This is a genomic window from Pseudomonas sp. PA-1-6B (assembly GCF_021609545.1).
In the GTDB taxonomy this organism is placed as follows: domain Bacteria; phylum Pseudomonadota; class Gammaproteobacteria; order Pseudomonadales; family Pseudomonadaceae; genus Aquipseudomonas; species Aquipseudomonas fluorescens_BV.
Genome location: NZ_WJZM01000051.1, coordinates 1 through 23,489 on the forward strand (window position 1 = coordinate 1; position 23,489 = coordinate 23,489).

Below are 23,489 nucleotides of genomic sequence, written 5' to 3' on the forward strand. Positions count from 1 at the left end.
GGGATGAACTGATCATGGGCCGAAAAACCCTTGGCTGGCAACCGCTTATTGGGGGTTCATTACGCAGTTTAGTCGTTGGTGGCAAACGCAGAGGAAGCGTGCGCGCCGCTGGGAAGCAGCGCGGGAGGGTCAAGCAGAGGTTACTTTTTCTTTTTCGCCGGAGCCGGGCAATCGGCCTCTGCGAACTTGACGGAAGCCACCGGGCGATTGGTCTTGTTCTCGGTAATTTCGTAGCGCATCACTGCGCCCTTGGCCATCAGCTCGCGGTAGCCCGGGTTGGTGCACACACTGCGGCCCAGCTGGAAATACACAGCCTTGGGGTTGGCGCGCATCTGTTCGGCACGGTCAGGCAGCACGCTGAGGTGATCGATCAGTTGCATCCCTTCAACGGTGTAGGCGACTTCCAGGGTTTTTTCATCGATTTCCCGGGGCAGGTCCTTGTTGCTTTCGGCCGCGACGCTTTGCAGCTTCTTGTTCATTTGAGCCTCCAACAGCGAGGCCGCGTGGGCGCCCATAGGCAAGACCAGCGCAAGGGCGACGGATGGGGCAACAAGGCGCAGCATGGAACGCAGCATGAAACTCTCCTGATTCGGTTACTGGTGCATAGACCAGCCACTGCGCTGTGCGTTCAGTGGCGCGCAATTATAGGTGAGGCCTTGCCACTACAGCCAGGCGTATCGCTGGTAAACTGCGGGACTTCTGTTTTTCACGAGTTTGTTCCGTGTCGATTTCTTCTACTGCGCCGCGTGCCCGATGAGTCACGCCGTCTCCCGTTTGCGTACCCAGCGTCTGGCGCGTGCCGTCAGGCCGTTTCTCAATCGGGGTTCCCGTGCTGAGCGCTGTCCCGGCTGTCGGGTCATTCCTGAGTACTGCCTGTGTGCCTGGCGGCCTCAGGTAGAAGCCAAGTCCGCCATGTGCCTATTGATGCATGACGTTGAACCGATGAAGCCCAGTAATACGGGCTGGCTGATCGCCGATGTCATACACGACACCACCGCATTCGCCTGGTCGCGTACCGAAGTCGACCCCGAGTTGCTCAGATTGCTGGCCGACCCGCAGTGGCAACCCTACATCGTATTTCCCGGTGAATTCGTGGCGCCGCAACGGGTGGTCAGTGAAGTGCGCGTGGAGGAGGGTAAGCGCCCACTGTTCATCCTGCTGGACGGCACCTGGAGCGAAGCGCGCAAGATGTTTCGCAAAAGTCCCTATCTGGAACATTTGCCGGTGCTGAGCCTGGCGCCCGAGCAGTTGTCGCGTTACAAGCTACGGCGCTCCAAGCGCGATGACCATTTCTGCACGGCCGAGGTGGCGGCGCTATGCCTGGAACTGGCCGATGACCTGGTCGCCAGCGAAGTGCTGGATGCCTACCTCGATGTATTCAGCACCCATTACCTGGCTGCCAAGTTCCAACTGCCACTGGATGCGGCAGACACCGTGCATACGCGCCTTGCACCCTACATCCCGGCGGGATAACCAGACGACGTTTGCATGATGGCACTGTAAGCCCGCAACCCGCTAAAATCCCCACGGGCGTAGTGCTTGACCCTCCAGGCTACGCTGGGCATGCTGTGCGCCGATTGGGCGCAACCGTGAATTATCGACGTCGTTTCATGTGTTTTTGACGTTGAGCGGGCCCTGTGGCGATCGCTGCCTGGCCGTCGCCTCGTGTATTGGTGAACCCTGAACCCATCAGGGCTCCCATAAAAAACAGGATCATTTAACCAATGGCCACATACGAAATCCTGATTGCCGATGATCACCCGCTGTTTCGCAGCGCACTGCATCAGGCCGTAACCCTGGGCCTTGGCCCCGATGTACGTTTGGTCGAAGTAGCCAGCATTGCCGAACTGGAAGCCCGCCTGACTGAAAAATCCGACTGGGACCTAGTGTTGCTCGACCTGAACATGCCGGGCGCCTACGGTTTTTCCGGGCTGGTGCTGCTGCGTGGCCAATACCCGCAGATCCCTGTGGTGATGGTGTCGGCCCAGGAAGAAGCCGACGTGGTGGTGCGCTCCAAGGAGTTTGGCGCCAGCGGTTTCATTCCCAAGTCCAGCGCGATGGAAGATATCCAGAAAGCCGTGCGCACGGTGTTGGACGGCGATGTGTCCTGGCCACCCCAGGCGTTTGAAGAAATCAATGTGTCCGATGAAGCCAAGGCCGCCCGCGATGGCCTGGCCAGCTTGACGCCCCAGCAGTTCCGGGTGTTGACCATGGTTTGCGAAGGTTTGTTGAACAAGCAGATTGCCTACGAATTGAGTGTGTCGGAAGCGACCATCAAGGCCCACGTTACGGCGATTTTCCGTAAGTTGGGCGTGCGTACGCGCACTCAGGCGGCGTTGCTTTTGCAGCAACTTGAGTCTATCTCGCAACATTAAGTTACAGCCACTTCACGCTTTTTTGACTTTGCGTGATCTAGCTTCCCCACTTCTTTGGTTCAGTTGCCTACATCTATGTCGCCTTTCAAGGGTCAAACCGGTATCAAACGTATTTTCAACGCAGGGGGCTATTCCCTGGATGGCCTGCGTGCGGCTTTCACTGGCGAGGCGGCATTCCGCCAGTTGGTGTTGCTGAACGTCATCCTGATCCCCTTGAGCTTTTTCCTGCAGGTCAGTCGGGTTGAACGGGCGCTGCTGATTGCAGTGTGCCTGTTGGCGCTGATCGTCGAATTGCTCAACTCCGCGGTAGAAGCGGCCATTGACCGTATTTCCCTGGACCGCCACCCGCTGTCGAAAAACGCCAAGGACATGGGCAGCGCCGCGCAATTCGTGGCACTGACCATGATCACCCTGGTATGGGCGGTGATCCTGATCTGAGGATCACGCGATACTCGGCAGCACGATCTCGTCGCTGCGCTGCACCCCAGCGGTGAAGGCGCGGCACAGTTCGAGAAACTCGCGCATCGCCGAGGTCTGGTACTTCTGCTTGTGCCAGATGAAGTAGAACTGCCGGGCCAGATCCAGGTCCGGGGTTTCTACCGGCACCAGGCTGCCACGGCGGAAGGCATCGCGCAGCGCCAGCCGCGAAATGCAGCCAATCCCCAAGCCTGACTCCACAGCTCGCTTGATTGCCTCGGTGTGTTCCAGCTCCAGGCGGATATTCAGTGCGCTACGGTGATGACGCATAGCCTGGTCAAAGGTCAGGCGCGTGCCCGAGCCTTGTTCTCGCAGGATCCACGCTTCGTGGGTCAACTCGTCCATGGTGGCCACGCCACGCTTGGCCAAATGATGCTGGGGCGCACAGAACACCACCAGCTCATCTTCTACCCACGTCTGCACCTCGATATCTGGGTGGCTGCAGTCGCCTTCGATTAGACCCAGATCAATTTCGTAGTGGGCAACCTGATGCACGATATGGGCAGTGTTCTGCACGTGCAGCTTTACCTGGCTCTCGGGGTGTTGCTGCATAAAGCTGCCAATCAGTAGCGTCGCCAGGTAATTGCCGATGGTCAGCGTGGCGCCGACCGCCAGGGAGCCGAAGCCGGACTTGCCGTTGAGCAGGTCTTCTATCTCCTTGGCTTGGTCCAGCAATGCCACGGCCTGGGGTAATAGCTGGTGACCAAGGGCGTTGAGGCTCAGGCGTTTGCCGGCGCGGTCGAATAATTGGCAGCTGGATTGACGCTCCAGCTCGGTAATCGAGGTGCTGGCGGCGGATTGAGATAAGGCCAGAAGGCCAGCAGCGCGCGAGACGCTTTCCTGCTGGGCGACGGCGACGAAAACTTGCAGTTGACGGAGAGTAAATCGCATATCGATATAACCGATAACCCTTATCTTAATAATCCAGTTAACAGATATTGTCGCCGCCATTAGAATGCTGTGCAATTGCGCATCCATACCTTTGGCGCAGACCCATTTCCAGGAGTCCCCCGTACATGAGCAACATGAACCACGAGCGTGTCCTCAGTGTTCATCACTGGAACGACACTCTGTTCAGCTTCAAGTGCACCCGCGATCCGGGCCTGCGCTTCGAGAACGGTCAGTTCGTGATGATCGGCCTGCAACAACCCAACGGCCGCCCGCTCATGCGCGCTTACTCCATTGCCAGCCCGAACTGGGAAGAGCATCTGGAGTTCTTCAGCATCAAGGTGCCCGATGGCCCGCTGACTTCCCAATTGCAGCATTTGAAGGAAGGCGACGAGATCATCATCAGCAAAAAACCGACGGGCACCCTGGTGCTTGACGATTTGAAGCCGGGCAAACACCTGTACCTGCTCAGCACCGGTACTGGCCTCGCTCCATTCATGAGCGTGATCCAGGACCCGGAGACCTATGAGCGTTTCGAAAAAGTGATCCTGTGCCACGGCGTGCGTTACGTCAACGAAGTTGCCTACCGCGAATTCATCACCGAGCACCTGCCGCAGAACGAGTTCTTCGGTGAGGCCCTGCGTGACAAGTTGATCTACTACCCGACCGTGACCCGCGAGCCGTTCGAAAACGAGGGTCGCCTGACCGACCTGATGCGCAGCGGCAAGCTGTTCAGCGACATCGGCCTGCCGCCGATCAATCCCGAGGACGACCGCGCCATGCTGTGCGGCAGCCCAAGCATGTTGGACGAGACCAGCGAAGTGTTGAACAGCTTTGGCCTCAAGGTTTCGCCACGGATGCGTGAGCCGGGTGACTACCTGATCGAGCGTGCGTTCGTCGAGAAGTAATACAGAGTCAGTAACACCAGCGATCCAAAAAATGTGGGAGCTGGCTTGTCTGCGATGCAGACACCTCAGTGGTTCAGTTGAACCGAGGTGATGCTATCGCAGGCAAGCCAGCTCCCACATGGTTTTTGCCCTATTTAGTTAGCCGAAACCACTTCCAGCACACAAATCATCCCCGGCTCCGGGTAGTGCCAGCGCACATCCACATCCCAGAACCGCACACCGTATTCCCGTTCCGACGTCGGAACCTGATACGCAGGCCGCGGATCCTGTGCCAGACACTGTTCAATCAGCGCCACCAACGGTTCACCAAGGCGCTGTGCATGGCCTTGCGCCTGTTGCAGGGCAGCCTTGAGCCATTGCACGCCGATCAGCGCGGGCGCATCGCTGGCGATGTCGTTGGTGGCCGCATCCACGATATCGGCATACGGCACATACGGCTTGATATCCAGCACCGGCGTGCCATCGAGCAAATCTATGCCGGAAATCCACAGGCGCCCCGGTTCCACCTTGTCCAGCTTCACCACCGACTGGCCGATGCCATTGGGGCGATGGGTTGCGCGGGTGGCAAACACGCCCATGGACGTATTGCCGCCCAGGCGTGGCGGGCGCACTTTCAGGCGTGGCTTGTCTTCCAGGGCCTGATGAAACAGAAACAGCAGCCACACATGGCTGACCTGCTCCAGCCCCTGCACCGCCTCACCCTGGTCGAACGGCGCCACCAGCTCCAGCACGCCACGGGCAGCCGGTGCCAGTTGCGGTTGGCGCGGGATGGCGAACTTCTCCTTGAAACAGGAGCGTACGAAGCCGACGGGCGAGACCTGGTAACTCATGGCTTAGGCACGGACCCGCAAGGTCAGGCCCTTGAGGAAGTTACGCAGCAACTGATCGCCACAGGTGCGGTAGTTGGTATGACCAAACTTGCGAAACAGCGCGCTCAGCTCTGGCTTGGACACCGGGAACTCCGCCGCCTTGAGGATGGCATGCATGTCGTCTTCCTTCAGCTCGAAGGCCACGCGCAGCTTTTTCAGGATGATGTTGTTGGTCACCGGGGTTTCGATCGGCTGCGGCGGGCGGCTCTCGTCCTTGCCGCGCTTGAAGATCACCAGACCATCGAGGAAGTGGGCCATGACTTCATCCGGGCAGAACACAAAGCCTTCTTCCTCATCTTTCTTGAGGTAGGTCAGCAGGTCTTCCTTGGTCACGTCCATGCCGCCGAGCTTGATGATCTCGACCATCTTGTTGTCGCTGATGTCGAGCATGTAGCGCACGCTGCGCAGTACGTCGTTGTGAATCATGGTGGGCAATCCTGGTATTCAACTGATGACACCGCCGGAATCAGGCGGTGTCGGGAAAAGGGAACGGCTTAAAACTTTTCTTTGCCGGACAGGTAACGCCATTGGCCCACTGGCACCTTGCCGATGGACACGCCGCCGATGCGGATGCGGCGGATGGCGATGACTTTCAGGCCAACGGCTTCGCAGAACAGCGCGATCACGCCGGGTTGCGGGTTTTTCATCGCAAAGCGCAGGCGGTTCTCGTTTTGCCAGCTGGCTTTGACGGCAGGCAGCTCTTTGCCTTTGTAGGTCAGGCCGTGGTTCAGGCGGTTAAGGCCGTGGGCAACCATGTCGCCTTCGACTTCCACCACGTATTCCTGCTCGATCTTGGCGGCATCGGCGGTCAACTTGCGCAGAATCTTCCAGTCCTGGGTGAACACGAGCAGGCCACTGGCCCTGGCTTGCAGGTCGGCGCTGGCGCTCAGGCGCAGAAAGTGCCCCTTGAGCGGACGCTTGCCGAAGCGGTGCTCTTCAGAAAGGGTTTCGGCGCTGATCGAGGCCATGGCGGTTTCAGCATCCACGCCTGCGGGGGCGTGCATCAGGATGGTCACCGGTTCTGGCGCGGTGGCTTTAGCTTCCGGGTCCAGCTCGACTTTCTCGTCAGTGACCTTGAACTGCGGCTCGTCGATCACTTCGCCGTCCACCGAGACCCAGCCGCCTTCGATAAACAGCTCAGCCTCCCGACGGGAGCAACCGACCAGTTCGATAAGGCGTTTGGAGAGGCGTATGGGGTCAGTCATGACAAGGGCCGTAACAAAAGGGGGTCACTATTGTACCTGCCTGGCGCCGGTTAATCCCGGCTCCATTTCAGCACATGGGCCATAACAATTACTTAACTGACACAACACGGGTCAAATGTGGGAGCTGGCTTGCCTGCGATGGCGGTATACCAGCACCGGATGGGTAGACTGACCCGACGCCTTCGCAGGCAAGCCAGCTCCCACAGTTCAGGCATTACGGGCCTGTTGCTGCTGGCGCAGACGCAGGTGCAACAACGGATAAGGCTGTCCAAGCCCATCATGTTCTGTTCGCCCGATTACCTCGAAGCCTTGTTTGAGGTAAAAACCCAGGGCCTGGGGGTTCTGTTCGTTGACGTCCAGTTCATCGGCATTCATGTGTTCGATCGCGTAACCCAGCAATTGCCGGCCCAGTCCCTGGCCACGGTGGTGCGGGTCGATAAACAGCATTTCCACCTTGCCCGCCGACACTCCGGCGAACCCGGTGATGCGTTGGCATGAGTCCTTGGTGCAGATCAGCATGACCGCATCGAGGTAGCGGGTCAGCACCAGGTTTTTCAACATGTCGATATAGCTGTCCGGGAGGAAGTCGTGGGTAGCGCGTACCGAGTCCTCCCAGATCTGCACCAGGCGCGTGTAGTCGCTGGTTTTAGGTGTGTGAATCACCGAATGCTGACGCATACCCGCTGTCCCTTGCTGTATTCGGGGTTGATGGACAATACGATAGCCCTAAAAAAGCCCCGCATCTTCTCAGAGGCGAGGCTTTTTTATCACCGTGCGATCAGTCGCGCTTTTCAGCCCACAAGTCGTACTCGTCGGCGTCGGTCACGGTGCACCACACTTTGTCACCCGGCTTCAGGCCGCTGGCATCGTCGATAAACACGTTACCGTCAATTTCAGGGGCGTCGAAGAAGCAACGACCCACCGCGCCTTGCTCGTCGACTTCATCGATCAGCACTTCGATTTCCTTGCCGATGCGCAGTTGCAGGCGTGCCGAGCTGATGGCCTGCTGGTGCGCCATGAAGCGCTCCCAACGGTCTTGCTTGACGTCGTCCGGCACCACGGCCAGGTCCAGCAGGTTGGCCGGAGCACCTTCCACCGGCGAGTACTGGAAGCAACCGACGCGGTCCAGCTGCGCTTCGGTCAGCCAGTCCAGCAGGTACTGGAAGTCTTCCTCGGTCTCGCCGGGGAAACCGACGATGAAGGTGGAGCGGATGATCAGCTCCGGGCAGATCTCGCGCCAGTTCTTGATGCGCGCCAGGGTCTTGTCTTCGAACGCCGGGCGTTTCATCGCCTTGAGCACTTTCGGGCTGGCGTGCTGGAACGGGATGTCCAGGTACGGCAGGATCTTGCCGGCGGCCATCAACGGGATCAACTCGTCCACGTGCGGGTAAGGGTAAACATAGTGCAGGCGCACCCACACGCCCAGGCTGCTGAGGGCTTCGCACAGCTCGGTCATGCGGGTTTTCACCGGCGCGCCGTTCCAGAAACCGGTGCGGTATTTCACATCGACGCCGTAGGCGCTGGTGTCCTGGGAGATCACCAGCAGCTCCTTGACGCCAGACTTGACCAGGCGCTGGGCCTCGTCGAGCACATCACCCACCGGGCGGCTTACCAGTTTGCCGCGCATCGACGGGATGATGCAGAAGCTGCAGCTGTGGTTGCAGCCTTCGGAAATCTTCAGATACGCGTAGTGGCGTGGGGTCAGCTTGATGCCTTGAGGCGGCACCAGGTCGATCAGCGGGTTGTGATCCTGGCGTGGCGGCACCACCTCGTGCACAGCGTTGACCACTTGCTCGTACTGCTGCGGGCCGGTCACCGCCAGCACACTCGGGTGCACGTTACGGATATTGCCTTCTTCCACCCCCATGCAGCCGGTCACGATGACCTTGCCGTTTTCCTTGATGGCTTCGCCGATCACTTCCAGGGATTCGGCCTTGGCCGAGTCGATGAAGCCGCAGGTGTTGACCACCACCACATCGGCGTCCTGGTAAGTGGACACGACGTCGTAGCCTTCCATACGCAATTGCGTGAGGATGCGCTCGGAGTCGACAAGCGCCTTCGGGCAACCCAGGGAAACAAAGCCAACCTTGGGGTTGGCTTTTGCGATGGTGGTGGACATGTCTAACCTCGGTATTGAATGACGCTGCCGGTCGTGCACGACAAGGCAACGGATGGGCGCTTGGTGCGCCTCTGATCAAAAAGTGCGCAATTCTATCGGCGGGCAACGCACTTGACCAGCTTTATGCAGGGAAATGCGACGAGTGCTGCGCTTGGCCTGAGTATCGCCCCAATCAACACTTCTGCTTGTGCTCGCGTATCTCGGTTTGGCTTACGCCGTGTCAATGCGCCGTTCTTCTACAGCCTGGCCCGGGTTTTCAACATCCCCGACTTCATCTGGCAGCAGCAGGGTGACGGGGAAGTATTCGTGGGCAGTTGGGCCGACAGCTTCTTTGGCGTTCGCTCGCCGCTGCAGCTGCCGGTCGAACTGTTCGACGACTACCAGGGCAACCAAAGCGCGATGATTGCAGCCCTTCCCGGGTTGCGACCAGGTGCAACTATCAACCACGGCGAGCGCATCACCAGTGTGGCGCTCATCGATAACCAGATGGCCATCCGATGGACGACGCAATCCGCCGCAGCGTAGAACGACAATTCCCCGAACTCACCGGCGGTTACCACCTGCCACGCTTTGCCCGCGTTGTCGCCGTAGCCGACGCCCCGGCCGGCGCGGGGATCTGTGACGACTTCCGGCCGCGTTATGCGGTTGACATCGAGGTCATGGGGCCGGACGGCGAGCCAGATCCCAAGCTGCCGGTCCTGGCGGGCGTGCCGTTGCCACTGCCCACCGGTGGCGAGGAAATGGGCATCTATGCCTTTCCCGAGGAAGGCACCCAGGTTGTGGTGTGCTTTGCCTACGGCCTGCCGCACAAGCCCTACATTCAGACGATCCTGCCCCACGGCCTGAGTATGCCCAGCGTGCCGAAGGGCGATCAGGTGTGGCAGCACAGCGAAGCCTGTCAGCAGCGTGTGGACGCCGATGGCAACTGGCTGCGCCAAACGGACGGCAAGATCCGGGATAAGGCGATCGAACGGGAAGTGGAGGCGATGGGGAATAAGGAGACGTTCCAGAACCACACCAGGACGGTAGACGACCATTCAACCGAGGCAGTGGGTGGAATCAAGACGATCGAGGCGCTGGGCGCGCTCAAGCTGTTGTCGGGCGGATCTGCCAGCTTGGCGGCGGTAGATGATCTGCATCAGGCGACTGGGCGTGACTTGAACCTGGTGGTGGGGCAGAGGCATAACGCCACGGTGGGTGGTGATATGGAGGAAAGGATCGAGGGGCTGCGTAAGAGTGTGGCGGCGGTCAGCCAGCGACTGGTCGCGCCCAAGACTTGGTTGGGGTCCGAGGATGTGAACGTACTGGTGGTGCTGTGTGATCTGATCGAGTTGGTGCAGCAAATGAATGTACAACTAGCGGGTCATACTCATGGCCCGACACCAGCGCCCAGTAACGCATCAACATTTACGAGCAACGCCGCTGGCGCTTTGGCGTTATCAACAAAAATGAAACCTATCACCAATTAAAAATGGTAAAGCTCCCAGCACGCGATAGTTCCATGGTTTAATCTGAAGGGGTAATGGTTTATTCGGAGCGAAGATGGATCTTAAGAGCGAAACAAAGAATCAGCACTTCTTATCACAAACTGAACAGCGCCTAAACTCATTAAATCCTGATGTCGATGTTAAGAAGCAGAGGATTTATGAGTTTGAACTCGTCGAGCGCGAAGAGCATAAAGTCGCGCTACGCTCTCCCAAGGGAGTAGTGATAGGCAAGACGCTCAGCTTGTATGATCTATTCAGCTTCGATGTTCTAAAAGATTCTGATCGGTATAATTTTGAAGCATTATTTACGCGGTACGAAGCAAATACAAAAAAATTAACAAATGAGTTGATTCGAAAGCTCGATATTCCTGGTTCAAACATAGCTCCGGAAATAGTGAATATTTTTGCAATAAAATTTTTGAATTTTGTGCGCAATCCGTTTTCAGTAAAGAAAATCCTGAATACTTTTCCCTCAATCAGTTCGGTGCAGCCAACTGACCCAATTCATTTGGCTAACTTCAATAGGGTGCTAACCGGCAGAAAGCCGCAGCAACGCTATTTGTGCGAAAAACTAGGCATATCCGAAGTTGAATATGTTTCCTGGCTGGCTATCTTGTTTATTCTTCTGACACCTCTAGCCAAGGGTGGCAGTAATTTTCTTAATGATATGGTGGAAGGGTTGTTCGACTCTAAGGAGCTCTTTGTAGCAGTGTTTATTCATGACTATGACAAACACTCCTGCCTATTGTCAGACAGAGGATACAGCACGCCCATGAGTGAGGATCAAGGGCAGGCTTTTGATTTTAATGTGCACTCCAAATGCTTTATTAGATATGTATTTCAACAAATTGACTCATTGATTCCTGCGGGTTATCCGCAGGAATTCGTCGAGATGTTTAAGGCAACGAAGAAGATTGATGCTCGTTACATTCGCAATGACCTGAAAGCACTTGAAATTTACAACAAACATGTAATTTATCAGTGCCACAGTCAGGTTTTTTGCGCCGAACCGGATTTTTTCGGTTTTTGAAGTGGCACGATCTCACTGCTAACATAACGCTTCTCCATATTCGATATAGATTGGTTTTTCTCTACTAGACCAATTCTCACGTCGTCCCAGTCAAGAAATAGCATCGTTGGCTTTACCTTCTGTTTAAAGGCTGCCGCGCTATAGCATCCTAGTGGGAAAGATTTTCCGTCATTTACTTCCGCGTACTTTGCCAAATACCTCTCTATAGTCGACCGAGCATTGCTGACTGTTTCTTTGGTTAGCTTTCTTACTTCTTCTTGAATGCTACTAATTGCACCAATGTACGATCTGGCAGCTTTTTTCAGATCGGTTTTTTCCTCAAGTTCATTCAGTACTGCTGCCTTAAATTTGGTATTTTCAGCAAGTCGTTCTTTTAGTGCGTAAATACTTAAGTTGAAAACAAGGCTTGTTGCTTTATTGTTTTCATCTAGAAGCCATTTATCTGGGTTGTTCACTGAGTGTACAGCTACACCGCTATGGCTAACGTGGTTGCGAAGCGCTTCCATTAAACGATAGTCTGGGTTGTTTTGGTAGTGAATATTCGTGAGCTTAGTAACCTCTAATCCTACTTCCTGGCTGTTGCTTGCACATTTAGATGCTTTGCTGGATATTAACTCCGTATAGTTTTTTCCAGATATAACAAAGTTAACCATTCTTCGATTAAGAGATGTTGTAATGGTATAAGCTCGACTATAGTCAAATCTATGGTCCGCGATCTTTTCAACCGTAAGCATCAATAATTCTTTCTCAAGATCCAAGAAGTTGCCTAGAGCTAGGTCGTAGTTCTCTTCGATGCTTAGCGCCGCTGTTAACGTGCGGCGAGCGCTGATAATTTCCTTGAACTCGTCCTCACTTATTTCTAGTTCCGGGTATTTTCCAATTGCTGCAATTTTCAAAAAGTAATCATATTTGAAATCCATTTTTTAAATTCCTATTAGCTTATTGGTAATTGGGATCGTAGTGCTTTGAAAAAAGTAAGTATCGACTTCACCCCAGCCGACACCACCAAGACTGCGCATAAGCGCACCCGTCCACATATTCAATTCCGCTCAAGACAAAACCGGTCGGTGCCATTCCAGCCAGCGAAGCATCTTGCAGACAAGGCAATGCATCGGGTTCTAAGGGTAACTCTCTCCTCAGCTTAGCGACATTGGTGCTACGCCCAAGATCTGCGCTTATTTCCGACGCGACCAGCACGTCTCCCCTGATTGGAATGTAGCGCCTACGTTCTTGTGGCGACAAAGCCACTCCCTTAGCACGCATAGGGGTCACTAGCATATGCATAAGAAATCCACCTATTGGTTTTCGTGCTCATCCAGGAGCGCTTCCACCGCATATGCCAGAGCACCATCGGCTTGTTCAAGCAAATCGCTTAGGTGGTCATGGTCTATCACTCCTGCCCGGTGCAACGCGTGGGCTTCATCGACAAGCAATTTGTAACGGGCGCCCGGTTGCCCTAGGAGCGCCTTCTGATCCAGGAGGAGTAATAGCCAAGCGTCCGTTGACTTGACCAAGGGAACACCGCTTGCATTCATTGGCAATACCTTTCAATTATCCTGTACATATAACCAGTATATTGGCAGTCGTGGGCCCTCACATTACCTTCCGACGAAATGCTGGCGGACTACCACTGGAAAGTGGAACGGGAGAAATAAATCAGATCGAAAAAGCACTTATCCCCCTCCCGCCGACGGGGTTTGTGTCCTTTTTTTGTGCAAAGTCGGGAGTAGTGCAAACGAAGCTACAGCCCAAGCGGGCCGTGGGACTCTGCAGGCGATCGGCAATTTCACAATATGCAAAGTTTTGAGGGGGAATGCAGCGTCGCTTCAAAAGCGGCGCATGGGATAGTCACGAAGGCGCTATCGCTGAAGTCCCCGGATTCATTGAGCGGAAAATCCTAAAGTCTCAAATAAGGTAGGTTTTAGGATTTTCAATCGTACGTTCGTGAAGCGAATTCAAGCACCTCCGTATTAAGGTGAAATTGTCTGGATCCCTCATTCTGCGAGCCTTTCGAGTGACTGCAAGCATTTCAACATCTCACTCACTTATCCCGACCTCAAGGCCTGGTTGGGGGCAGAATTATAAGTACGTTCAGTTTAATCAAATCTCATATTTATGCGCTGCCACCATTTTAAACTTGCCTTTTGGACAGTGACGAAGCCAGATAACCAATCAACGTAATCTTCGTCCTTCGGAACCAACCCATCCTGACGCGGCTTTTCAAAGTCGGCTGTCGAGATCCTTGGCGGGCTTCCCCTCAGCCTAGATTTGTAGCGTTTTTCGAGTGTTTTCCCATGGTCCCGCAAATCTTCACACAGCTTAATACTGAAAAAAATTATGTCATCCGTGTAGAGAGAAATGGCTTCTACCGATCCCCCGTATTCTTGGTTTGTGTGGGTTTCTCCATAGGGCAACCCTAAGTACATGTGATGGAAATTGGCTCCTTCCGGAAACTGGTTGTTTTTGAAAGTGTTCAGAAGTTCGTTTCGCCTGAATAAAGCTCCATTCAGATTTCCCACAGCATCAGCAAGAGCGGTCACAACTGAAATTGTCCGCCCCACGGCAGAAAGGCGGCTCAGGACGATATCTTGGAGTTTAGCGATTGGAGGTGAAATTTCCTGCAAATACAGTAGGTTAGGCTTGATTTCGAAAGGAGTGTTTGCTGCAATTTGGCGTCCATAGATTTTTTCTTTATGTGCCTCAAAATTTTTCTGATCGATATCGTAAGAGCTCTTCAAGGCTCTGACGTGCTGCTTTTTTAACGCCATAGCTTGGGAGGCCATCCCCGCTGCGAGCGATATCACCGCGTTCGTGGCTTGAAATTCCTTTACTAATTCATCTCTGAATTTACCTTTTTCCGCGATGCGCTGCGCAGCTATTGCACCTGCGAAAGCCCCCGCCAGTGACGTCGTGAAGGAAGAGTTAGCAAAACCTTTGATGTTCTCCCACAGTGGGGATACGAGAGGGGAAAGCTCTGCGACTATGGAGGCAATGTCGGACACGTACAAAAATCTCACATGGTGGTGAAGGTGTAAGGGTGACGATTCGATCTGCTGCCAGTGTAGGCACACCTAAGCGAAAGCCCTACATCCCGCTCATTGATTTTCAGGGTTGGCGTTTACAAAGTGTTGGTTGGGCGTTGCGGTTGATCGCGTTGGCTTGCGTCAAACAATCCGAGAAGGGCCGCCAGATGATATAGTGATGATGGCATTGCGCCGCAATCTGCGGCGACAATGCTTTATGGACTATGCACTGGAGAGGTTAAGGAAGGCTTTATGAAGAAAATTTTGCTGCTGATTGGCGTTGTATTGATCGCTTCATGTTCGGTGATCGAACATAAACCGACTCAGATTCTCCCATATACCGTCACATTTCACGGTGCCAGTAACGCCATCAACCCTGCCGCGTCTGGTCTACCGAGAAGTGAAACTCCATCAAATGGCCAGCCCGGAGACATTCAGTATGGAGGGATTTATCCCCTCTCCTATGCCGTTGAATGCGACCCGGCAAGAACTGCCTGCAAACATGCTGTCATCCAGACTGAACTGACCTATGAAATTCATGAGGTAAATTCAGTGGTGCAGTTCACTGGTGTTCTGAAGTCGACTATGGGCAGGAAAATTACACAACGGATCGTCGCTCAGCCAGGCTCGGAGAGCAGCTTGACAATGGCCGTCAGCGATGAGGTGCCGGTTATTGGGACCAAGACGATTAATACTCCAATCTCATTCATCTACGCTCCTGGCAAACGCGTAGTAATCGATGGTTTAGGAGGCGTTCAGGTCATCTTCGCCTTCGACGCAGTGAAGGCTCCTGCAGCGTAGGCTGCGGTCGACGGTAATGTGGCTCCCAAAGAACCGCCTATTCAGGCGGTTTTTTATGTCTGAAATTTAATTATAGATTAACCATCGTTAGGGCAACCCAGGGAAACAAAGCCAACCTTGGGGTTGGCTTTTGCGATGGTGGTGGACATGTCTAACCTCGGTATTGAATGACGCTGCCGGTCGTGCACGACAAGGCAACGGATGGGCGCTTGGTGCGCCTCTGATCAAAAAGTGCGCAATTCTATCGGCGGGCAGCGCACTTGACCAGCTTTATGCAGGGAAATACGACGAGTGCTGCGCCGGGTAATCCCATAGCCACTGGCGCGCTTAAGCCTGGACGTCTTGTTCTGTTCGGTGCGATACCACTTTAGACATGCCCACACCTAACGCCTTGAGGACTTTAAGCAAAGTGGAGAGCTTAGGATCACCGCCGACGCCGATGGACCTGTAGAGGTTTGCTCGATTGAGTCCTGTGTTCTGCGACAAGCTGAGCATCCCACCACGAGCTTCCGCCACTCGACGGATAGCGACAAGGAAAGCGTCCTCTCCACCGGCTTCATCTATTTCTTCAAGCGCGACAGACAGATACTCGAGGGCGAATGCTTCGTCGTTGCGAAGCATTTCCAAAACGCTATCTTCGTGCGGGCGGGTACGAATGGTCATTTTTGCTGCACCTTGTAAGATTTCCAGAGAGCCTTGGCCTGATCGATATCGTTCTGCTGTCTGGCCTTCGAACCACCGCCCAATAGGAAAATGATTTTTCGATCCTGGACTGCGTAATACACGCGAAACCCCGGGCCGAAATCGAGCTTCATTTCAAAGACCCCATCACCCACTGGCTCGGTAACGCCAAAGTGACCAAGGGACGCCCGATCCACTCTGGTGGTGATTCTTGCTTTCGAACGCGTGTCCAGCACTGTATCCAGCCAAGCCTGGTAGATATCCACGCCGTTGATTGACAGTACGTGTTTCACTTCGTACATGAGGAATGTACCTTAAAAGAGACAGCTCGATAATTGAGTTTTTATATCGACTGCGTGCTCTGCGGATGCACGATTGACCGATCAGGTAATCCGGCAAGGGGCTCCTGATCACACCACCCGGGCAGCACGACTGAGCCGGGCCAGGAATATACGGTTGGCCGTAAATGTGATCAATGCAGGCAAAAAGGCGCCAAAGTGCTGCTGTGGTCTCTATGACTGATTGCCTAAAACGACGCCCGATTCACTTGAACGGGAAATGCGACGAGTGCTGCGCTATGCTTCGCGCCGTTACGCACGGGTAAAGCCCTTGGGTCAATAAAACGTCTGTTACGAGAAGTAAAACAGCGCATGCTAGGGTCAGCTTAGAAGCGCTGTTTATAAGAGACCTCAGGTCAAAAGGGCAGGAGTGGTTGATGGGTCAGGCAAGTAGTCAGGCAGCAGGTGCCGAGCATTCAAAAGCCAAGCCGATTGGCATGCTGGTGGCGGCGGTCGGGGTGGTTTATGGCGATATCGGGACCAGCCCGCTCTACACCCTTAAAGAGGTGTTCAACGGCGGTTATGGGGTGCAGGTCAACCATGACGGCGTCCTGGGGATCCTGGCGCTGATCTTCTGGTCGCTGATCTGGGTGGTGTCGATCAAGTACGTATTGTTCGTGCTGCGTGCCGACAACCAAGGCGAGGGCGGCATCATGGCCCTCACCGCGTTGGCCCGGCGAGCTGCCGGGAAGCACACGAAATTGCGCAGTTTCCTGGTGGTGTGTGGCCTGTGTGGCGCGGCGTTGTTCTACGGCGACAGTATGATCACCCCGGCAATTTCGGTGTTGTCGGCCATCGAAGGCTTGGAACTGGCGTTCGATGGCCTGGAAAAATGGGTAGTGCCCATTGCCCTGGTGGTGCTGGTGGCGCTGTTCCTGATCCAGAAACACGGCACCGACCGCATCGGCAAGCTGTTTGGCCCGGTGATGGTTACCTGGTTCCTGGTATTGGGCGGCCTGGGGGTGTACGGCATTCTGCAGCAACCCGAAGTGCTCAATGCGCTGAACCCGGCATGGGGCGTGCGCTTCTTCATGGTTCACCCCGGTATTGGCGTGGCGATCCTCGGCGCGGTGGTGCTGGCATTGACCGGCGCTGAAGCGTTGTACGCCGACATGGGCCACTTTGGCCGCAAACCCATCGCCCGCGCCTGGTTCCTGCTGGTGCTGCCGGCGCTGGTGCTGAACTATTTTGGCCAGGGCGCGATGCTGCTGGGCGATCCGGAGGCGGCGCGCAACCCGTTCTACCTGCTGGCGCCGAGCTGGGCACTGGTCCCGTTGGTGGGCTTGTCCACCATGGCCACGGTGATTGCTTCCCAGGCGGTGATTTCCGGCGCGTTCTCGTTGACCCGCCAGGCGATCCAGCTGGGTTACATCCCGCGCATGCATATCCAGCACACCTCCAGTGCCGAACAGGGCCAGATCTACATCGGTGCAGTGAACTGGTCGTTGATGGTCGGCGTGATCCTGCTGGTGCTGGGTTTCGAATCTTCCGGCGCTCTGGCCTCGGCCTACGGTGTAGCGGTGACCGGCACCATGCTGATGACCACCATCCTGGTATCGGCGGTGATGCTGCTGCTGTGGAAGTGGCCACCGGTGCTGGCCGTGCCGCTGTTGCTCTGCTGCCTGTTGGTGGATGGCCTGTTCTTCGCCGCCAACGCGCCGAAGATCCTCCAGGGCGGCGCCTTCCCGGTACTGGCCGGGATCGTGCTATTCGTGCTGATGACCACCTGGAAGCGTGGCAAGCAATTGCTGGTCGGCCGTCTCGACGAGGGTGGCCTGCCGTTGCCGATCTTTATCAGCAGTATCCGTGTACAGCCGCCCCATCGCGTTCAGGGCACGGCGGTGTTTCTCACCGCTCGGCCCGACGCCGTGCCCCATGCGCTGTTGCACAACCTGCTGCATAACCAGGTGCTGCATGAGCAGGTGGTGCTATTGACCGTGGTCTACGAAGACATTCCACGGGTGCCTGCGGCGCGACGCTTCGAGGTGGATGCCTATGGCGAAGGCTTCTTCCGGGTGATCCTGCACTTCGGGTTCACCGATGAACCGGACGTGCCTGAAGCGCTGAAACTGTGCCATCTGGATGACCTGGACTTCAGCCCGATGCGCACCACCTACTTCCTCAGCCGTGAAACGGTAATTGCCTCGCGTATCAAAGGCATGGCCCGTTGGCGTGAAGTGTTGTTTGCCTTCATGTTGAAAAACGCCAACGGCAACCTGCGGTTCTTCAAACTGCCGGTCAACCGTGTGATCGAGCTGGGCACCCAGGTCGAGATGTAAGGTGCTGCCTACCGGGAGCCGGCAATCGGCTCCCGCTTTCCTTTCTGAACCCTGTGCAAACGATGGTTGTCGACTAGGCTCTATGCACTGTTGAACAGTGCCCACAGAACCCAGAAGAGGTGCGCCATGAGTCAGCTGCTCGAACCTTATACCCTGCGCCAATTGACCCTGCTCAACCGCATCGCGGTTTCACCCATGTGCCAATACTCCAGCGACGATGGCCTGGCCAATGACTGGCACCTGGTGCACCTCGGCAGCCGAGCCGTGGGTGGCGCCGGGCTGATTTTTACCGAGGCCACGGCGGTGACCGCCGATGGCCGTATCACCGCCCAGGACCTGGGCCTGTGGAACGACGCCCAGATCGAACCATTGCGGCGCATCACCCGTTTTATCGCGGCCCAGGGCGCGGTGGCGGGTATTCAATTGGCCCATGCCGGGCGCAAGGCCAGCACCCATCGGCCATGGATCGGCAAACACGGCAGCGTCAAGCCGGAGGAGGGCGGCTGGGTGCCGGTGGGGCCTTCGCCAATTGCGTTTGATCCCAATCACACCCAACCCAAGCCATTGGACGAAGGGCAGATCCAACAAGTGATCGCCGACTTTGTCGCCGCCGCCAGGCGCGCCTTGACCGCAGGCTTTGAAGTGGTGGAAATCCACGCCGCCCACGGTTACCTGCTGCACCAGTTTCTCTCGCCGATCAGCAACCAGCGTCAGGACCACTACGGCGGCTCCTTCGAAAACCGCATTCGCCTGGCGCTGGAAGTCACCAAGGCCGTGCGTGCCGTGTGGCCTGAGGAGTTGCCGCTGTTTGTGCGCGTGTCGGCCACCGATTGGGTGGAAGACGGCTGGAACCCGGATGAGACCGTGGAATTGGCGCGCCGCCTGAAAGACCTCGGGGTGGATCTGATCGACGTGTCGTCCGGTGGTACCGCCGCCAATGCCGAGATTCCTACCGGCCCCGGCTACCAGACGCGCTTCGCCGAGCGCGTGCGCAAGGAATCGGGCATCGCCACCGGTACGGTCGGCATGATTACCGAACCGGCCCAGGCCGAGCACATCCTGCGTACCTGCCAGGCCGACATCATCTTCCTGGCCCGTGAACTGCTGCGCGACCCGTACTGGCCGTTGCATGCCGACGATGATTTGGGCGGACGCAAAGCCATCTGGCCGGCGCAGTACCAGCGGGCAACCCATCGGGACCAGCCGATCCATGAGTCGGATCTACGGGATTGACCCTGTACACGGCCCTACCGGACCCACCCTGACACGGTGGGTTTTTTCTTGCTCGTGTTTAAAGGAAGGCTGATCCTTGGCGGTTGTGAAACAGGAGACCCCTATGCTGGTGGAACGCGCGTTAACCGAAGACGATATTTCTTTGCTGGCAACCATCGACCGCACGGAGCTGATCCAGGCGTGCTACCGCATGGAATGCGGCGAACTGGTGTTGTATGCCACGCACCATGACATGCACGGCTGGCCCGAAGGCGAGGCTGAACAGGATGCCGTGGCGCTGCGTGCCTGCCTCCAGCGCGGCGGGTGGTTGTGGGGCGTATTCGACGGCCAGGTGCTCGTTGCCGCAGTGGTAGTGGACAATCGGCCCTTCCATCACCAGGGCCTGCTGATGCGGCAGTTGAAATTCCTGCATGTCAGCCATAGCGCCCGTGGTTCGGGCCTGGGCGGGCGGTTGTTGGCGCTGGCTTGCGAGCACGGCCGGCAAGTGGGGGCCCAAGCGCTGTATATCTCGGCCACAGAGTCGCGTAATAGCGTGGACTTTTATCTGCGTCATGGGTGTCGTCTGTTGCTGCAACCCCGTGCTGAGCTGTATGCGCAAGAACCTTTAGACATCCACTTGTATCGACCACTTCGTGAGTAATGGCTGTAGGTTTTTATTACTGAAGCTATTTTTTTAAGTGAATACTCTAAAAAAATCCCACGTGTGACGAGATAGTTTCTAAGCTTAGGGTGAGCTTGGTTCCTAGCCCAGGGAGGCAGGCTGTCTGTCCACGAAAATGTTGTACTTCGGGGAGTTTGGAAATGGGCACCAGGAGTATTTGACTGATAGCAGGAGTAGTGGTCCATGGCCAAATCCTATGGCGTAGCGGGTGCGGTGGCGTCTTTTCTGAGCCGCCGGATGTCCTTGCGGGGTCGAAGGTTGAGTTCGGATGAGATGGAGTTGCTGGTGCAATACCGGGCACTGACCGAGAGCGATCAGGTGGCGATGCGATATTTGATTGGCGCGATGAAAAGCGTGTCGCGGTTCTGAGCCCAGTCCGATCATTCCTACGTTATTGCGTGGGAATGATCGTGCAGTGTGGCATCAGGTGTACTTGCGTTGCTCTGGCGCAGGCGGGAAGTACTGATAAAGCCAGGTTTCACTCAGGGTGCGGTCCTGGGTTCGTATAAACAGGCGCAATTCGACGGGTTCCACGCTGTCGCTGGTGGGGTACCAGTCGAACAGGATGCGATAGCCCTTGATGTTATCCAGCACCAGCACGCTGAAATCCTTCACCTCACCATGGGAACAAGTCACCACCGGCTCGATGCCGGTGCCCGCTGGCAGGCGATCCAGCCCGCCACCCTTGAAGTCTACGGCGAAACGCCGCGCCCATACCTTCGGATAATGCTCGCCGGGTGCCCAGCCTTCGGTAAAGCCGCCCATGCCCGAACGGGTCGCGTCCACCTGTGCCAGCGGCGTGCTCACCGGCGGCAGTGCGCTCCAGTACAGCTTGTAGCCGTAGTTGAGCGAATCACCCGCGGCCACGGGCTTTTTCGGGGTCCAGAAGGCCACGATATTGTCCAGGGTTTCGCCAGTGGTGGGGATTTCCAGCAAGTCGATGGAGCCTTCGCCCCAGGCCGTGGTCGGTTCAACCCACAGGCTTGGGCGTTTGCTGTACCAGTCGACGGTGTCCTGGTAGCTGGCGAACTCATGGTCGGTCTGCACCAGGCCGAAGCCTTTGGGGTTGGTGTCGGCGAACGCGTTGAATTGCAGCTTGGCCGGGTTGTTCAGGGGGCGGCAGATCCACTCGCCGTTGCCGCGCCACATGGCCAGGCGGTCCGAGTCGTGGATTTGCGGGTGGATGGTGTCGCACATGCGGCGCTCATGGGTGCCACAGCTGAACATACTGGTCATGGGCGCGATGCCCAGTTGTTCGATGGCGGTGCGCGCGTTGATGTGCGCGTCGATCGCCATCACCACTTGGTTGGCCTGGCAGTCGATGTCGAAGCGGTAGGCGCCGGTGGCGCTTGGCGAGTCGAGCAGGGCGTAGACCACAAAGCGCGTGGCGTTCTTGTCCGGGGTTTCGAACCAGAATTGCGTGAAATCGGGGAATTCCTCGCGTTTTTTCGCGTAGGTATCAATCGCCAGGCCACGCGCCGAGAGGCCGTATTGGCCGGTGGAATCCACCGCACGGAAGTAGCTGGCGCCGAGAAACGACAGCACGTCATGGCGGTCCAACTCCGGGGCCTTGAACAGCTTGAAGCCGGAGAAACCCAGGTCCCCGGTCAGTTGCTGGGTGTCCACCGTGGTTTTTTCATAGTTGAACAGTGAAGGGCGAAAATGCACTTCGCGGGCTTCACGGGTCTTTGGGTCGACGCTGTGCATGCGCACCGGCGTCTTGAAGCCCATGCCGACGTGGAAGAACTGCACGTCCAGTTGGCCGTTCAACTCCTTCCACAGCGAATGGTTACGGTCATAGCCGATGGCGTTGAAATTCTGCGGGGTCATGGTGGCCAGGGTTGGCGGCAGCACCTGCTTAGTGTCCTGGTAGCCACGGGTGGCCAATTGCTTGGCCTGGGCCTTGAGCGATTCGAAATCGAACGCCACGGCCTTGCCATCGGCAGCCCGATTCCCGGCCCAGGCCTGCGCGGCCAGCAGGCCACTGGCCGACAAACCGGTGTAAGCCGCAATGGCCATGGATGCTTTGAGCAAATTCCTGCGGTGCATAGAGACAACCTGTCGTGAGCAAATCCCGCGCCTTTCCTGGCACGTAGCGGATCAGAAATAACGGTTCGGACATGCCTTCGGCCAAACGCAACGGACAATAAACAGACGCCGGATAGCTTAAGCGGTTCGATGAACAAGGCAAATTGATTGATGGCGGGATGATGGCGTTGCATGTGCAACAAGACATTTCCAGCATCGCAGGAGAACGTTACATCTGGAAGCACTCTAGATCGCGGCTTTTTGGCACTTAGTTTTACGCTGGAGGCCTATTGGTCCTACGAACCCAAGTGTCTGGAGGCTACGAATGAATACCCGTGGATTGCTCGATCAGTTGCTCAAGTCTGGCCAGGACATGTTGCAAAACAAGGCCGGCGGCCAACGCAAATCCAATGACAAGGGCGCCCTCGGCGGCTTGCTCAGCGGTGGCGGGCTCGGCAGCATGCTCGGCGGTGCCGGCGGCGGCGCCCTGGCGGCGGGGGCCATGGGCTTGCTGCTGGGCAACAAGAAGGCGCGTAAATTCGGTGGCAAGGCGCTCACCTACGGCGGCCTGGCCGCACTGGGTGTGATTGCCTACAAGGCTTACGGCAACTGGCAAGCCCAGCAGGCCAGCGCGCCCCATGGCGAGCCGCAAACCATCGACCGCCTGCCGGCTGACCAGGTGGAGCAACACAGCCAGGGCATTCTCAAGGCACTGGTGGCCGCGGCCAAGGCTGATGGGCATGTGGATGAGCGCGAGCGTGCCTTGATCGAAGGCGAATTTACCAAGCTGGACAACGACCAGGAGCTGCAACACTGGCTGCACGCCGAACTCAACAAGCCCCTGGACCCCACCGACGTTGCCCGCGCCGCCAGCACCCCGGAAATGGCCGCCGAAATGTACATCGCCAGCGTGATGCTGGTGGACGAAGAAAACTTCATGGAAAAAGCCTATCTGGACGAACTGGCCCGCCAACTGAAACTTGAGCCCGGTTTAAAGCTTGAGCTGGAAAAGCAAGTACGGCTTAACTCATAAACAAGGCCACACGTTCATCAAAAATGTGGGAGCGGGCTTGCTCGCGAATGCGGT

The 23,489-nt window shown here is 56.5% G+C and carries 25 protein-coding genes and 1 pseudogene; 13 read left to right on the forward strand and 13 right to left on the reverse strand.

Features of this window, described 5'->3' with window-relative positions; translation table 11 throughout:
• Positions 1-140: 140 nt before the first annotated feature.
• Complete coding sequence (locus GIV35_RS20910) at positions 141-575, reverse strand: PA3611 family quorum-sensing-regulated virulence factor (RefSeq protein ID WP_034126491.1); 435 nt, start codon at positions 573-575, stop codon at positions 141-143.
• 178 nt (positions 576-753) lie between these two features.
• Here GIV35_RS20910 and GIV35_RS20915 point away from each other — a divergent pair, with 178 nt between their 5' ends.
• From GIV35_RS20915 to GIV35_RS20925, 3 genes are all read left to right on the forward strand, one after another.
• Complete coding sequence (locus tag GIV35_RS20915; protein WP_054917802.1) at positions 754-1,473, forward strand: tRNA-uridine aminocarboxypropyltransferase; 720 nt, start codon at positions 754-756, stop codon at positions 1,471-1,473.
• Positions 1,474-1,724: 251 nt separating this feature from the next.
• Positions 1,725-2,375 (forward strand): response regulator transcription factor ErdR, encoded by a 651-nt coding sequence (erdR, locus tag GIV35_RS20920; protein ID WP_003189050.1) that lies wholly within the window; start codon positions 1,725-1,727, stop codon positions 2,373-2,375.
• Positions 2,376-2,450: 75 nt separating this feature from the next.
• The gene (locus GIV35_RS20925; protein ID WP_003189051.1) at positions 2,451-2,813 is read left to right on the forward strand and encodes a diacylglycerol kinase; all 363 of its coding nucleotides are present in this window, start codon (positions 2,451-2,453) and stop codon (positions 2,811-2,813) included.
• Positions 2,814-2,816: 3 nt separating this feature from the next.
• Here GIV35_RS20925 and GIV35_RS20930 read toward each other — a convergent pair whose 3' ends face one another.
• On the reverse strand, positions 2,817-3,743 hold the full coding sequence (locus GIV35_RS20930) for a LysR family transcriptional regulator (RefSeq protein WP_003189054.1): 927 nt from the start codon (positions 3,741-3,743) through the stop codon (positions 2,817-2,819).
• A 125-nt stretch (positions 3,744-3,868) separates the two neighbouring features.
• Here GIV35_RS20930 and fpr point away from each other — a divergent pair, with 125 nt between their 5' ends.
• Positions 3,869-4,648, forward strand: coding sequence for a ferredoxin-NADP reductase (gene fpr, locus GIV35_RS20935; protein WP_003189055.1), 780 nt, complete (start codon positions 3,869-3,871; stop codon positions 4,646-4,648).
• 134 nt (positions 4,649-4,782) lie between these two features.
• Here the strand turns inward: fpr and tsaA are convergent, their stop codons facing one another.
• From tsaA to rimO, 5 genes are all read right to left on the reverse strand, one after another.
• Positions 4,783-5,478 (reverse strand): tRNA (N6-threonylcarbamoyladenosine(37)-N6)-methyltransferase TrmO, encoded by a 696-nt coding sequence (gene tsaA / locus GIV35_RS20940; protein ID WP_223022986.1) that lies wholly within the window; start codon positions 5,476-5,478, stop codon positions 4,783-4,785.
• 3 nt (positions 5,479-5,481) lie between these two features.
• Positions 5,482-5,943 (reverse strand): DUF1456 family protein, encoded by a 462-nt coding sequence (locus GIV35_RS20945; protein WP_005785469.1) that lies wholly within the window; start codon positions 5,941-5,943, stop codon positions 5,482-5,484.
• Positions 5,944-6,011: 68 nt separating this feature from the next.
• Positions 6,012-6,722 carry an rRNA pseudouridine synthase gene (locus tag GIV35_RS20950; RefSeq protein ID WP_223022984.1) on the reverse strand — a complete coding sequence of 237 codons (711 nt, stop codon included), beginning with the start codon at positions 6,720-6,722 and terminating at the stop codon, positions 6,012-6,014.
• A gap of 207 nt (positions 6,723-6,929) precedes the next feature.
• Positions 6,930-7,400, reverse strand: a complete 471-nt coding sequence (locus GIV35_RS20955; RefSeq protein WP_223022983.1) for a GNAT family N-acetyltransferase — start codon at positions 7,398-7,400, stop codon at positions 6,930-6,932.
• A gap of 100 nt (positions 7,401-7,500) precedes the next feature.
• A complete protein-coding gene (gene rimO / locus GIV35_RS20960; RefSeq protein WP_003231334.1) occupies positions 7,501-8,841 on the reverse strand; it encodes a 30S ribosomal protein S12 methylthiotransferase RimO in 1,341 nt (446 codons plus the stop codon).
• Between the two features lie 216 nt (positions 8,842-9,057).
• Between rimO and GIV35_RS20965 the strand changes: the two are divergent.
• The 3 genes and pseudogenes from GIV35_RS20965 to GIV35_RS20975 all read left to right on the forward strand — a co-directional run.
• Positions 9,058-9,366: pseudogene (locus GIV35_RS20965) on the forward strand (hypothetical protein); the annotation flags it as partial.
• The gene (locus GIV35_RS20970; RefSeq protein WP_236264851.1) at positions 9,339-10,310 is read left to right on the forward strand and encodes a hypothetical protein; all 972 of its coding nucleotides are present in this window, start codon (positions 9,339-9,341) and stop codon (positions 10,308-10,310) included. The pseudogene GIV35_RS20965 and the gene GIV35_RS20970, both read left to right, overlap by 28 nt.
• 73 nt (positions 10,311-10,383) lie before the next feature.
• Positions 10,384-11,358 carry a hypothetical protein gene (locus GIV35_RS20975; protein ID WP_236264850.1) on the forward strand — a complete coding sequence of 325 codons (975 nt, stop codon included), beginning with the start codon at positions 10,384-10,386 and terminating at the stop codon, positions 11,356-11,358.
• On the opposite strand, the gene GIV35_RS20980 is transcribed toward GIV35_RS20975, so the two are convergent.
• The 3 genes from GIV35_RS20980 to GIV35_RS20990 form a co-directional block, all read right to left on the reverse strand.
• Positions 11,319-12,278: a hypothetical protein gene (locus tag GIV35_RS20980; RefSeq protein ID WP_236264849.1), complete on the reverse strand. Its 960-nt coding sequence runs from the start codon at positions 12,276-12,278 to the stop codon at positions 11,319-11,321. The genes GIV35_RS20975 and GIV35_RS20980 overlap by 40 nt on opposite strands.
• Before the next feature lie 67 nt (positions 12,279-12,345).
• Complete coding sequence (locus GIV35_RS20985) at positions 12,346-12,642, reverse strand: hypothetical protein (RefSeq protein WP_236264848.1); 297 nt, start codon at positions 12,640-12,642, stop codon at positions 12,346-12,348.
• A gap of 812 nt (positions 12,643-13,454) precedes the next feature.
• Positions 13,455-14,360: a hypothetical protein gene (locus GIV35_RS20990; protein WP_236264847.1), complete on the reverse strand. Its 906-nt coding sequence runs from the start codon at positions 14,358-14,360 to the stop codon at positions 13,455-13,457.
• 273 nt (positions 14,361-14,633) lie between these two features.
• Here GIV35_RS20990 and GIV35_RS20995 point away from each other — a divergent pair, with 273 nt between their 5' ends.
• Positions 14,634-15,182, forward strand: a complete 549-nt coding sequence (locus GIV35_RS20995; protein WP_236264846.1) for a hypothetical protein — start codon at positions 14,634-14,636, stop codon at positions 15,180-15,182.
• A gap of 327 nt (positions 15,183-15,509) precedes the next feature.
• On the opposite strand, the gene GIV35_RS21000 is transcribed toward GIV35_RS20995, so the two are convergent.
• Positions 15,510-15,845: an addiction module antidote protein gene (locus GIV35_RS21000; RefSeq protein ID WP_105225983.1), complete on the reverse strand. Its 336-nt coding sequence runs from the start codon at positions 15,843-15,845 to the stop codon at positions 15,510-15,512.
• Positions 15,842-16,165, reverse strand: a complete 324-nt coding sequence (locus GIV35_RS21005) for a type II toxin-antitoxin system RelE/ParE family toxin (RefSeq protein WP_019817718.1) — start codon at positions 16,163-16,165, stop codon at positions 15,842-15,844. The genes GIV35_RS21000 and GIV35_RS21005 overlap by 4 nt, the downstream gene beginning before the upstream one ends.
• A gap of 413 nt (positions 16,166-16,578) precedes the next feature.
• Between GIV35_RS21005 and GIV35_RS21010 the strand changes: the two genes are divergently transcribed.
• The 4 genes from GIV35_RS21010 to GIV35_RS21025 all read left to right on the forward strand — a co-directional run bounded on the left by GIV35_RS21010 (position 16,579) and on the right by GIV35_RS21025 (position 20,743).
• Entirely contained in the window at positions 16,579-18,480 is a 1,902-nt protein-coding gene (locus GIV35_RS21010) for a potassium transporter Kup (RefSeq protein WP_014717187.1), read from the forward strand.
• Positions 18,481-18,606: 126 nt separating this feature from the next.
• Positions 18,607-19,713 carry an NADH:flavin oxidoreductase/NADH oxidase gene (locus GIV35_RS21015; protein WP_223022982.1) on the forward strand — a complete coding sequence of 369 codons (1,107 nt, stop codon included), beginning with the start codon at positions 18,607-18,609 and terminating at the stop codon, positions 19,711-19,713.
• 103 nt (positions 19,714-19,816) lie between these two features.
• On the forward strand, positions 19,817-20,353 hold the full coding sequence (locus tag GIV35_RS21020; RefSeq protein ID WP_223022981.1) for a GNAT family N-acetyltransferase: 537 nt from the start codon (positions 19,817-19,819) through the stop codon (positions 20,351-20,353).
• Between the two features lie 204 nt (positions 20,354-20,557).
• Positions 20,558-20,743, forward strand: coding sequence for a hypothetical protein (locus GIV35_RS21025; protein ID WP_014717190.1), 186 nt, complete (start codon positions 20,558-20,560; stop codon positions 20,741-20,743).
• A gap of 54 nt (positions 20,744-20,797) precedes the next feature.
• Here the strand turns inward: GIV35_RS21025 and GIV35_RS21030 are convergent, their stop codons facing one another.
• A complete protein-coding gene (locus tag GIV35_RS21030; RefSeq protein ID WP_054897106.1) occupies positions 20,798-22,423 on the reverse strand; it encodes a glucan biosynthesis protein D in 1,626 nt (541 codons plus the stop codon).
• Positions 22,424-22,727: 304 nt separating this feature from the next.
• On the opposite strand from GIV35_RS21030, the gene GIV35_RS21035 reads away from it, so the two are divergent.
• Positions 22,728-23,435, forward strand: a complete 708-nt coding sequence (locus GIV35_RS21035; protein WP_105225987.1) for a tellurite resistance TerB family protein — start codon at positions 22,728-22,730, stop codon at positions 23,433-23,435.
• Positions 23,436-23,489: the final 54 nt, after the last annotated feature.